At 58.9% G+C, this 13842-nt stretch carries 2 protein-coding genes; both read left to right on the top strand.

The window, feature by feature from the left end; genetic code table 11:
* Positions 1 to 831 precede the first annotated feature (831 nt).
* Complete coding sequence (locus AMM41_RS18315; RefSeq protein ID WP_089962759.1) at positions 832 to 12111, top strand: beta strand repeat-containing protein; 11280 nt, start codon at positions 832 to 834, stop codon at positions 12109 to 12111.
* 175 nt (positions 12112 to 12286) lie between these two features.
* Positions 12287 to 13678, top strand: a complete 1392-nt coding sequence (locus tag AMM41_RS18310) for a glycosyltransferase (protein WP_089962756.1) — start codon at positions 12287 to 12289, stop codon at positions 13676 to 13678.
* The last annotated feature ends 164 nt before the right edge of the window (positions 13679 to 13842 follow it).

Genomic DNA, 13842 nt, shown 5'->3' with positions numbered 1-13842 from the left:
AGGAGGTTGAGGGCGATGCTGCGCAAGCAGCAAAAGAGCCCGGGGATGGGGAAGAGCCAAGTTGATCACAAACGCTGGCCAAACGAGTACTTCGCGCAGTTGGGGCTGTTCACCATGACGCAGGCCCGAATGCAAGCGAGCCAATCCCGATGAGGAAACCACTGACTGGAGAGCCGTGTGCGGGAAAACTGCACGCACGGTTCGGAGGGAGGGGAGGCCTTGGCCTTTCCTACCCCTATCAAAAGGCAAGCATTCCCCTGTAGGAGCGGTGCCCCCGCCGCGAAAGCCTCGCAGACCACGACCCATCGCCCCGAGGGCGGGGCTCCTACAAAAGGCAAGCATTCCCCTGTAGGAGCGGTGCCCCCGCCGCGAAAGCCTCGCAGACCACGACCCATCGCCCCGAGGGCGGGGCTCCTACAAAAGGCAAGCATTCCCCTGTAGGAGCGGCGCCCCCGCCGCGAAAAGCCTCGCAGACTACCCCCCCCATCGCCCCGTGTGGGCGTGTAAGAGGACTTCTGTGGACAGCTGACGCATCCCTTTTGGAGAGGTCTGAACAGCGTATGTTGTTGGTGTTTGTTGGTTACTGTTGGAGCTTGTTGGTTTTGTAGATTTGACGTCACTACGATAAAAAAACAGATTTAACAGATTTCATGAATGACGTTCATGCGCTTGCTGCAAAGTGTCCGTGTCGCGGCCAGAGGCCAACCCGGACTGAATCGGTCGAGCCTCACTTTGAGGCTCCCCGGTCAAAGCGCAAGGCTCGCGTGAACGTCGTATGTGTGTCCGAAAAGTTTCTCTGTTTGATTTTTCTTCCAGCCCAAGAAAGCCCATATGACTTCAACAGCAAAAGCCAACATCAAAGCCATCGTCAAGCTCGCCAACGGCCAGCAAAGCTACACCTTGGAAGCCTTGAGCCAGCTCAAGTTGACCGCCGGTGCGCAGATCACCCTGGTCGATCAAGTCAGCGGCAAAGCCGTGACCGGCTTGCTCGCCAAGCGCAAAGGAAATGACCTGGTGTTGGAGCTCGAGGGGCAGGGCGAGGTGGCCTCGTTGGTGGACTTCTACAGCTCGCCCAACGTGGCTTTTTATCCAAGCGGTGAAATCCCCGCCAGCGCGATGGCCTCGAGCGCTGGCGCAGTGACCGCCGAGACCACCACGGCTGCGGTGACCGCTGCCGGTGAACCGGTTGTGTGGAAGGCACCGGCCGAGTTTGGCTCAATGGGTTGGTTGGCCGCGGGCGGTGCGGGCCTCGCGGTGGCAGGCGGTGGCGGCGGTGCTGCAACTGCGGCGGTGGTGGTGGTCAAACCTGCAGTGCTGCTGGGCAACTTTGTCATGGGGCCGGTGTTGGAAGGCTCCGGCTTGGTAGCTACGGTGTATGACGCTGCCGGCAATGTACTGGGCCTTGCAACGATCCAGAACGACGGATCGTTCACGCTGGAGCTGCAGCAACCTTACACCGGCGCGGTGCTCGTTGTGGTGACGGACGAAAACGGCACTGCCCCTGACTACTGGGACGAAGCCACTGGCGCACAAAAGGATCTCACCGTCGTCTTGCGGGCCATGGCCTACATCAACAACGGTCAGGTGGTCAATGTCAACGTGAACGTGTTCACCGAAGCCGCAGTGCGGGAACTCTCAGTGTCTGGCTCGACCACCCTGCCACAGGGCGTGACGGCCGAGCAAGTTGCTGTGGCCAACGACAAGGTCAAAAACGCGCTGGGTCTGGTGGATGACCTGGTGACGGGCGCAGCACCCGTGGCTGTGGTTTCCAACACGGGTGCTTCAAACCTGACAGCCAACGACTACGGCAAGCTGTTGGCGGCGGCCTCAGGTGTGGACGAAGCCGGTAGCACCGAAGCTACGATCCAAAGCCTGCGCTTGGCCGTTGCTGCCGATAACCCGGTTCTCAGCACCTCGATCTTGCTGCTGGCGGGTGCGACCAACGTGGCGGACAAGGTGCCCAGCTTCCTGACCGAATCGCAAATGAGCTTGAGCGATTACTTCTTCATTGCAGATGCCATCAACGGTTTGCGCACAGAGTTGACAGGCGCCCTGAGCTTGGGCGACTTGAGGTCCATCAAGGCGCTGAGTGATCAGCTCAACACGCTTTCGGGGGCGCTGACCGACCTTGGTGATGTCACAGGTGTGGAAATCACCGCACTTCAGGCAGCGCTGGGCGCGCCCAACACGGCAACGTTGGGAGACCCCAGCAACGCCACCGGCTTGTACAAAACCATCGCTGACGCAGTGTCTACTGCAGTCCTGAGCTTGAAAGGACAGATCGACAACCAGGCCATCTTGCTGAACGACGCGATTGCCTTGGGTGACAAAACCAACGCCGACGCGATTGCCAAACTGCTCAACGATGCAGTGCAGGGCGGGCAGCCCACCACCGGCTCGATTGCGGGCCTGAAAGCAGCGCTGACGGCGCTGAGCGGTGTGGTCGACAACAACAATGAGGCGCAGAGCCTGGCGCTGACGACTGCACAGGATGCACTGAACAAGGCGATCAACAAGGTGGCCAACGACCTGAGCGTCAAGATCGACAACCAGGCCAGCTTGCTGAACGACGCGATGGCCTTGGGTGACAAAACCAACGCCGATGCGATTGCCAAACTGGTCAACGACGCAGTGCAGGGCGGCGAGCCCACCACCGGCTCGATTGCGGGCCTGAAAGCAGCGCTGACGGCGCTGAGCGGTGTGGTCGACAACAACAATGAGGCGCAGAGCCTGGCGCTGACGACTGCACAGGATGCACTGAACAAGGCGATCAACAAGGTGGCCAATGACCTGAGCGTCAAGATCGACAACCAGGCCAGCTTGCTGAACGACGCGATGGCCTTGGGTGACAAAACCAACGCCGACGCGATTGCCAAACTGGTCAACGACGCAGTGCAAGGCGGTGAGCCCACCACCGGCTCGATTGCGGGCCTGAAAACTGCGCTGACGGCGCTGAGCGGTGTGGTCGACAACAACAATGAGGCGCAGAGCCTGGCGCTGACGACTGCACAGGATGCACTGAACAAGGCGATCACAGCGGCAACCAACGACCTGAGCGTCAAGATCGACAACCAGGCCAGCTTGCTGAACGACGCGATGGCCTTGGGTGACAAAACCAACGCCGACGCGATCGCCAAACTGCTCAACGACGCAGTGCAAGGCGGTGAGCCCACCACCGGCTCGATTGCTGGCCTGAAAGCAGCGCTGACGGCTCTGAGCGGTGTGGTCGACGACAACAATGGGGCGCAGAGCCTGGCGCTGACGACTGCACAGGATGCGCTGAACAAGGCGATCACAGCGGTGACCAACGACCTGCAAGGCAAAATCGACGCACTGGCATTGCGCATTGACACCAACGTCAGCTCAATCGCGCTCATCCTCGACGACACCAGCGCGGTCGGAAATACAACCGAAAAGCCCACGACGAACTCCATTGCCGGCCTGAAGGCCGCACTGGACTTACTGTCGTCAGCCGCCAACGCAGACCTCAAAGGGCTGACAGACCGCATCACTGCGCTCGAAGCCGGCCTGGACAAGGCCGCACCTGCCATCACCAACATCGCCATCACCGCCACCAACCCAGACGCCGCTGGCGCCTTTGGCGCCGGTGACGTGGTGCGTGTCGAGGTGTCTTTTGACGAAGCTGTGCTCCTCAAAGGCGCGCCGACTTTCGCACTGGAGGTGGGCGCCAATACCGTGCAGGCCGCTTATATGAGCGGCGCGGGCACTGACAAGCTGGTGTTTGAATACACACTCACCGCCAGCCAGGCTGACGTCAACGGCATCAGCGCTGGTGTCAATGCGCTGCGACTCTACGAAGGCGGTGCTGTCACCGATGCAGCCGGCAATCTTGCGATGGTTACCTCCGATGTCATCTCAACAGCCCTCGTGGTCGTCAACGGTCCCCTCTCGTTGAGCTTCACAGCCGGGGCCATCTTCGGCAGCCAGTTCAGCGCCGGCAATGTGGTGGTTGGTGTCTTGAACCCCCAATCATTCCCTCCGACGCCGGACAACTTTGTATTCTTGTCTGATCTAAATGGCGATGGCTACTTCACCGTGCCTGATGGTGGAATCTTTGTAGACGCCGACACCTTTGTTTCGATCTTTCTTCTTGGAGCGGACCCCAGTCTGGTGGTGCCGGCGTTCGGTGGTGAGAGGGTCTTGTTTGATCCCTCCAACAAGCTCGCTTTGGACTATCAAGGTCTTTTGGTGGTGTTGCGCGAAGACATTCTTCGTGCAGCGCTCACATTTGAGGGGGTGCCTGCTGTTGACGCCTACATTGACGCCTACATTGCCGCCAACACCGTCCCCGCCGAATCCGTGTGGCTCTACGACGGTGCCAGCGCCGGCGAAACGATTGCACAGGCCTTCCTCGACGCCATCCAGGGTCGCAACGCGGCCGACGTGCTGCTGACCGTAACCTCCCCGCTGACCGTGGCCCAAGCCGCCGCGTTGGTGGAAGCCGGTTTTGACCTGACCAACAACGTGACCTATGCCCTGCGCGACTACGACACCACCGTGTCGGCCGCCATGCTCGTGTCGGGCACCGCCACCGTGGTGCGCGGCGCCACCCAGGTCACTGCCATCGGCGACGAGCTGGACAACGCCATGCGCTTCACATCTTTTGACCAGAGGGTCAACCTGCGTGTGGAAGCCGGTGCAGGCAAGGACACCATCGACGCAGGCCGTGGCAACGACACCATCGTGGGCCAAGCCGGTGGCGACACCATCAACTTGACCAGCATCGACGGCTCTGGCGACACGGTGGTTTATCAGCGTGTCACCGACGGCCAGTCGCTGCCGCTCTCCAGCGTCACCTTCTCCAACAATCCGCAGGACTACCGCCCTGGCTCGGTGCTCACCGTCACCATCAACGGCAAGGAATACAGCCACACGGTTTCCACGAAAAAAGGCGACCAACTCGACTTCGGCACGGTGCAGACCGAACTGGCCGCTTTCGCCCGAGCCATTGCAGACAAAACTGTGGCCGTGGACATCTCGACGGCCGTCATCGGCTATCGCGCCAGCATCGCCGAACTGATTGGCCTCACCCAAGGAGGCACCTTCACCCCCATCGCCTTGACCGTGGCAGACCTCTTGGCCGACGGCAGCTACCTGGTGCCAGCGGGTTACCGTGTCATGCCCGCCGACTCCTTGCTGTTGCTACCGCAAGGTTTGCTCGACACACCCCAGGCTTCGGCGATCTTGTTTGCCCTTGCCGGTGTGGGTGCAGGCCAACGCTTTTACCCCGACAACAGCTTGTCGGTGTTCGACACCCGACTGATCGACCCCACGAACGGCATGTTGGTCATGGCAACCGAGTTGGCTGTGCAGACCGCAATTGGCGACGCCTTGGCCGCCAGCACGCCCCCGATGACGGTGGCCGACCTGCGTGTTTCCTCGGCCGACGTGCTCAGCGGCGTGACGACCGACGGCAGCACCCTGAACTTTTATGGCAAAAACGGCCAAGCACTGGTGCTGAAGGCCGGTGGCGACGTGGAAGCCGCCATCGATAACAATGGCCAGGTCACCGTGGTCACTGTGGACTTTTCCAGTGTCGTGGCCGACTGGCCCACCGCCACCAACGGCACCAACACCACCCAGTTCACCCGCAAGCTCAGCGTCACCATCGACGGCAAAACCATCAGTGCTGACCTTGTGTTTGACCAAGACGGCAAGCCCAACCCCGCACTGTCGGTGGCTGCCCTCAAGACCGCCATCGAGACAGCCAACGCGGGAGGTAGCATTGATGGCGAGCTGGCTTCCGTCAACGGCGTCACCATCAAAGGCACCCAACTCACCCTGACCGGTGCCACCGCACCCGATACCGACACTCCTGCACCCACCTTCAAGGTCGATGCCGCATCGGTGGACACCAACGGCGTGCAGCAGGTCAGCAAGGTCAGCTACAGCAGCGACAACGCCGACTACTACGAGGGTGGCAAGCTCAGCGTGAAGATCGCAGACCAGACGGTGACCGCCGACATGGTGGCTGGCGACGCCATCGCCTCGGTGCGTGCCCTTGAGTACGCTGTCGACATAGCGGCGTTCGGTGAAAAAGCCGGTGGGTTTGTGTTCTTGACAATAGACATCGATTCCGCCACTACGCTTCAATCGACTTCCTCTAGCGTCGTCAAGTACGTGATTGACATCAAGATTGGCGATGTTGATTACTACAAGTCCTACGTTGGAAGCGATACAGGTGATGCAGTCGCCACCACAGTGGGCGAACTGCTCGAAGAGCTGAACACGGCTTTCGACGGTGTGGCGGTGTTCAGCCTTGACGGTGCTAACGACACCATCTCATTCTTGACATCAGGCAACAACAGCGTCAGCTCCACAGCCCTCGAACCGTTTTACAAGAATGCTCGGATCGAGTTCGCCCTTGACGGTAACAGTGTGTATGGATCCGAGCTGAGCACACCGTTGATCATCACAACACAGCCCAACGCGGCCATCGCCGCGGTTCTGGAGCGCGCCGAGCAGGCGACCCAGACGGTCGAAATCAGCCAGGTTGCGCGCCAATCAGTTAGTGCCGACACCTTCAGCTTGAGCTACAGCTTGAACGAAAGTGGGCCTTTGCTCGTCGCTGTTGAGAAAAGTCAGCTTGGAGGAATTTCTCCGCTCATTTACTTTGGCAACTTCGTGTCTGAGTACAAAGTGGATTCCAGTCTGTCGCGGATTAAGGGCAGTTTCATCAACGAAGCCGTGAACGATGAAGTCACGACAGCAGGGTACGTGCAGTTTGCCAGCGTGGAGGCTTTCATCGCTTCCTTCAAGCTCAACGGCAGCCCCACAGGCGCGCTGCTCACTGATGTGTACGACGTGACCTACACGGGTGGCCTGTTGACGGTGGCACAAAAACCTGGTGGGAAGGCCCTTACCATTGCCCCCGAAAACATCAACATTGGGGCTCCTGTCCCGACGACGGACCTGGTGCTGGTGGCATCCACCGAAGCCACCGCCCCCCTGTTGTTAAACGCCACCCAAGACTACCAAGGCGAGCAGCAGCAAGCCACACTGCGGCTGGAAACCGGTGGGCCAGATGGTGCTTACGCCCAGTATGGCGATGGCATGTACACCGACCGGGGTGCTGATGTGTACTACCAAGGCGGCAAGGCCTACGTCAACATCAGAGGCGCGGGTTCAGATCGCATGTTGGGCACGGGCGATGACGTGTCTGTGACCGTAGACGCCCTCATGGGTACAGACGCCAAAACCACCAGCCAGAACCTGGTGGACGCGATCAACGCTAGGGCACAGGGTGGCTTGATTGAAGATTCCCCGGCGGTTCTCACGATCCAACTTTCTGGATTGACCGAACGCTTTGCAAACAGCCAATCGGTGTTTGTCAGCGGTTATATCAAAATTGGCGACACTTATGTCTACCCTGGCGGATCTCCGACGACTCCTGAAGCCTTGCTCAAAGTCTTTACCGATAAGGTAGACATTGCATCCGCTACGCTGAATGAGGCTGGCACTCTTTTGACGATTACTAGCGTCGCGACGGGGACCAGCGCTGTGATGGCGGCAAACATCCAGATCACCCTTAATGGGTCGTCCGCTAATAGTTACATAGTCTCTTCACCGACCATAACGAATGGCCAAGACGCTACCCTCAGCAATCCGGACCCGGTGCTCTCGCAGGTGCTGCAAGGCGCCGAGCTCATGACAGACGGCAGCATCACCCTCAACGCGAAGCAATACGGCAAAGAAACCTTCGTGATCAGCGACGTGACGCTGGACTACCAGGGCGTCAAGCAGCTGGCCTCCGTCAAGCTCGACAGCAGCAGCATCCCCTACGGCAGCACTTTCATCGACGGCAAAACCTCTGACGTCGCCAGCTACGGCCGTGGCGCGGATGTGTATTACGACGGCGGCAAGGCTTACGTCACCATCAGAGGCGCGGGCGTGGATGGCTTGATGCGCACGGACGATGACGTGCCTGTGACCGTGTCAGCAGGCATGGTGACCTCCAAGCCCGCCACGATCACCATCGATCTGCCGAATGACATCACGGGAGCGTCGCTCTTAGGCGGATTGACGATGTCTCTTATTGCTTTTGGGGCGACGGGGGGTAAAGGTCAAGATATTATTGTTAGTGGGATGAATGTTGATGATTTTATTAATGAAATAGCTAATCAACCTTTTATCGAATCCGCAACGCTGGAAGGTGGCAACATCGTCATTACTGCCAAAAGTTTGTTCAATAAATTAATCATCAAACAAGATCAAGGTTTAGAGATCCTTATTGATTCGACATCGATCTTCCCGACTGGTACGACTCTCACCGGTGAAGCGATTGTGGGTGCCCAAGCCACTTCGAAGGCCCTTGTGGAAGCCATCAACGCCCAAACCGTCGTTGGTGGAGACCTCGAAGGTCTCATTGCCTCTGCCGCATACGACAGCACCACTGGCCAGATCACCCTGACCGCCAAAAACGCCGGCAGAGAAACCTTTACTGTCAGCAACGTGACGCTGGACTACCAGGGCCAGACGCAGCAGGCCAAAGCCACCTACAGCACCACCAACGCCGATTACTACGCCGGCGGCACGCTGAGCCTGACGGTGGACACCACGCCCAAAGATCTGACTGACACGGCCAACGATGTGGTGGTGAAAGCCGACATGGTCGCAGGTGACGCTGCAGCCAGCATCCTCGCGCTCAAAAATGCCATCGGGGCGGAGTTGCAGGTCCAACAGGGCACAGAGGCTACGCCTGCAGTCATCACTGTCGACATTGACGGCCTGGACTTTAAGCCTAACTTTGGCAACTATGGATCTCCTTTACTTGAAACGTTTTTCCTCAATGCCTGGAGTCTGAGAGTTGAAAGTCAAAGTTCCACCAATGTATTATTCTCAGCCAATGGTTCGGGTTCTTTAATTCCTGGAGATACACCCGGCTCTCCACCTAGTTGGAACTCTATCGAGGCATTTACCGCCTTCAAAAACCTCGGAGCGTTTGTCACCTATCTGGATGACTTGGGTGAAACTGCCAAGGCCTTTGATGTTGCCATCGTTGATGGCGATATTGTCATCACGTCCAGAGCGACTGGCCCAGACGTCAACATGGTCTTCCAATGGACCGTGCAGAGGGTTCTCAACAACATTGCCGAAGGCCTGCTCGACGACCGTTCGATCAATGCAAAATCTTCGACTGGATACACCCCTGGTTTAGAGGCCGTTCCCGGCTCAGACGGTCGTCTGGCCACCGTGCTCCGCGAGGTGTCGGTGGATGCCAACGGCGCGATCACGCTGACCTCCAAAGAAAAGACCGAGCACGCGTTCGACATATCGAAAGCCGAAATCAGCTACCCGGGCGTCAAGCAGGTCTCTGAAATCGTGTTCGGCGGTCTGAACGATGACAATTTCTACACCACAGACGACGCCGGTAACCAGGGCACGGTCAGCATCTCGATCGCGGGCACCAAGGTCACAGCCAACATGGGCGACACCGAGACCGCCACACTCCAGAGCCTGGCCGCTCGGATCGAAGCCTTGCGCGTTGGTGTGGGTGCAGTCAAAGACGACAACATTGCCGCCGCCGTTGGCACGGTCGCGGTGATCGAGGACAAGCTGGTGCTGACGGCAGCTGCTGCTGGCGTGGACCCTCTGAAGGTTGACCTGGCTTCGTTCTCCATCACCACACCGGAGGTGTATGGCAGCCTTCACAAGGTGACGATCCTGTTTTCGAACACCTCGCTGGACGCGGCCGCCATCTTGGGTGAAACGCTCAGCATCACGCTCAATGGCCTCACCACCCAACTCAAGGTGGATCAGGCTTTGCTCGACAGCGCGGGCAGCTTGGACCGGTCGGAGTATCTCGTGGGCAAACTGCTGGACAAGGTGATCGCCGATCACACACAGGCAGGCATTACCAGCCTTGACCTCACGGCGGCGGCCACAGCCAGGCTGGGCAATTTGTTGTCGTTCCAGGCCAGCAAGCGGGGCGTGGGTCTGCTGGATGAAGTGACGGCATCGGTGACCATCAACGACGGCACGGGCACCAGCCAAACTGCGGCCCTGCTGGAAGTGGTGGCGCCTGGTGTCAATGACACACCGGCTTCCACCAGCAGCGAGGGCATCACCCTCAACGACGCGACAGGTGAGGGCAATGCCGTCACCGGTGTGAATGCCGATCCGGTGAAGCAGACCATCACCAACCCGGGCGACAACTCAGACCTGTTCGGTGACAGCGCGCTCACGGGCACAGCCGGCCTGCAGCAGGACTTCGTGAATCCGGGTGACGGCCTAGACACCTTGAACGGCGTCAACGCTGGTTTCTTCGGTGATGACCCTTCTTCTCAGGCCGGCGAGGCCTTCGCTTTGGGCGGTGCATTCAGCCAAGGCAATGCCATCGAAGTGACCATGTTCCGGGAGGCGCAGTGGAATGCCGATTCTGCAAATCCAGACTCTGTATTTCTGAAAATCGGATTGACGTTCTCAGATGGCGGGCAGTATTATTATTTTGAAGGCTTTTTAGTAAACAATTTTTTTGTTAGTTTGGGAAATGAGCCAGTCGATCCGGCGTTGGGTCTTTCGCTCGGCGACAACTTCGAAACGGCCGTGTCCAAGATGAACGATGTGCTGTCTTTGTTTGAGGACAGAGTCGGGCGTGAGCTCGGCTCCATCACCTACGACGCCTCGACGCGCAAGGTGACTATGACTGCCGTGGAGGGGGTCACGGTATCGCCTGGTAATACTGAGAACTTTAACGTTAACTTCTTTAATCTTTATGTTGGCGGGATAGTTTCTCAGTTGAGCGACGGGACTGTGAGTGGTGCTCTTCAACCTGGCGAAAGTTTTAATGCCTCGATCATCGTCAAGTCTCTGGATGGCGGTGTCGGTCAAACCTTTACCAATCCGGGCTATGGCTTCATCGCCCCGCCAGACTCGCCAGACAACACCTTTGGTACCCCCAACCCCGGTAATGGCGATCTGTACGGCTCCGACCCGGGCAAGTACACCGACACTGGCCTGAACACCACCTCGCTCAACGGCGGCACGGTCACGGGCACGCCGTTAGGTGACACGCAGGTCTACGGCTATGGCGTGGGCAACAACCCGACTGACCGCATCGACCTGGGCAACGGCAGCATTTCAACAGATGGTGGTACAGCCGGTAAAGATGCAGGCAGCTTGACCAACAGCACAAGCGAGGCCGACGCCTTCGTGGTGAAAACCGACACAACAGGCTTTGCTCCGTTTGAATGGAAAGACTCCTTGTTGATGGTGCGTTCCACCGGCGGCGCAGTGGCCGATGTGGTGAACAACTTCCAGACGGCCTATGACTTTGTGGCGCTGGAAGGCGAGCTGCTGGCCAGCACGGTGGAGGGGTATGTGAATGGTGTTGTGGTCACGAGGACCGTGTTGGATGTCAACATCTACTTCTTGTCAAGTGATACCGATGGAACAACTCCAAATCTGGTCTCATCAGGCGGTGCGCTCCTTGATGCGCTTGCATGGAGGGTGTCAGCAGACTACGGTACGCCTTCTGATCTGCTCACGAGCCCGATCACGCTCGGTCAAAACTTGCTGCTTGAGGCGCAGGCGGCGGGTGTTGTGAGCAGCACGGCCTCGGCGGGCACATACGAAAACCTCGGTGCGCTGTTGGAGACACTGAATACATCGGGCATTGCGAAGTACACACTGAAGGACAATGGCGATCATGTGCTGCTGTTGCTCGACACTGCGACTGCGGCCACGGTCAGCTCTCTCCCCGTGATAGCCAAAGGTTGGGTTGCGTTCAGCGACGTGGCTGCGTTGGACCTGTCCACCACCGAATTTGGATTGGTGACCTCGGTTGAAAGCACGATCAACGCGGCTGCGCTGAGCTCCAGCACGGATGTGGCTGCGGTGCTCAACAGCCTGTTTGACTTCGATGCAGTCTTGGGTGGCACCACCAACAACAGCGAGATCAACACGACGGTGTTTGCGGTCACAGCCGCTGACAACCCGAACGTGACCGCCATCTGGGCGCATACCCAATCGTCTACAGGTGACAACACGCTCGAGGCCTACGAGCTGAACCTGCTGGCCACCGTTAACACCTTGGGTCAGGAGTTCCAGTTGGCCAATTTCAAGCCGGCGGTGCCTGTCATTCCGGTTTAATGCCAGCCCGCAATGGGGTGTTTCAGATTCGCCCCCTTGCAGTTTTTGTCTGTGCAGGTTTTGCCTTGCCGTTGACTGGACAACGCCGCTGGTTCTCCAGCGGCGTTTTTTTTCAAGCCATGGCCTGCCCAGTGGGTGTGACTTACAGGTGTTGTGGAGATGTTTTGTGCCCACCATGTTGTTTTTATCTGAGGCCTGCTTGTTCGACCGCAAGAGCGGCGCCGCCCAAAGCGTGCGGGCGCAGCTCAAGGCCTTGGCCCGCGCAGGCTGGCAGGCCCATGCACTGACCATGACCTTGTTCGATGGCCAGCAGGAGTACCCGCTGGCCCAAGTGCATCCTGATTTGTCGCCTCTGCCGCCCGTTGGCAGCCTTTGGGTGCAAGAGGATGAGGGGGTGACACACACTTTGTATGTGACCCATTCCACCGTGCATCAAGCGGTGCGACCTGGGGCCTTGAGGGCGTTCATTGAGGTGGCGCAGCAATCCCTGACGCAGCTGCAGCCCGACGTGGTGCTGACCTACAGCTCGCCCGCGCTGCAGCCGCTGCTGGCTCAGGCCCAGCAGCAGGGGGCACACACGGTGTTTTATGTGGCCAACCCGGGCTATGCCCGAGCCGAATCGCCAGCGTTTCGGTTCATCAACTCATTTGTGGTGCCTTCACAGGCCATGGTGGCGCTGTACCGCGAAAAGCTGGGGATCAGGGCGCAGGTGGTGCGTGACTTGGTACGCCCACCGCTGGAAGGTCGGCTCAATCTGTCGCCCGCGCGGGTGGCCACGCGCAAGGCACAACGTTTTGTGACGCTGATCAACCCTGAACCGGCCAAAGGCGGGCTGTTTTTTCTGAACTTGGTGGAGCAGGCGCGGGTGCTGGCACCCGGGCTGCGCTTTCGGGCCCTGGAAAGCCGTTGGGGCCGGGCCGACTGGGCACGCCTTGGCGTGGACCCGGCGCTGTTGGACGCGGTGGACTGGCAGCCACGCACCGACGACATGGCCCGCATCTATGGCGAAGCATCGCTGTTGCTGGTGCCTTCGCTGTGGTTTGAAGCTTCGGCCCGGGTGGTGGCCGAGGGGTTGTTGGCTGGCGTGCCTGTGCTGGCCATGAAGTCGGGCGGCATAGAGGAGCAGCTCAATGGTGGGGGTTTTTTGTTCGACCTGCCGCCCGCCCTGCATGCGGACCACCTGGCCCCGCCCGATAAAAAAGACCTGCACCAGTGGCTGCACTTCATTCAGGTGCTGTTGGACGACGACGCGCTGTACACCCAGGCGGTGCAACTGGCTTTGAAGGCTGCAGGTCTGCACGAACCGGCTCGTGCCGAGGCGGCGGCGGTGACGACCTACACTGAATTGGCCCGGCACCCCGCACTGACCAACTTGGCCCGCAGTCCTGTGGTGCGCCCGCGCTTGCAGGCCAAGCGTGAGTGCACCCTCGAGGCGGTGAATGCGTCGCTCCAATGTGTTGCTGCAGGGAATGGGGCCATTCTCGATGCCCAAGGGCCTTGTGTACCCTTGGTGAAACAGTTTTTGACGCAACCCAGCAAAAGCGCAAAACCAAGGTCTTGCGCTTGAACATCACCTTTGGATTACCCGACTCAACCCATATCACTGTCGACACCAGCGCAATGTCCTTGGAACAAGCCGTTCAAATGTTGATCGAACGATGGGCAAGTTGATCGAAAAAAAACCATCCCGAGGGATGGTTTTTTTAGAGGGCGAGATGACTCGGTTTATCA

The sequence above is a fragment of the Limnohabitans sp. 2KL-3 genome (genome assembly GCF_001269405.1).
Taxonomy (GTDB): Bacteria; Pseudomonadota; Gammaproteobacteria; order Burkholderiales; family Burkholderiaceae_C; genus Limnohabitans_A.
The sequence above is the reverse complement of the archived record's forward strand: the minus strand, read 5'-3'. Positions and strand labels throughout refer to the sequence as shown.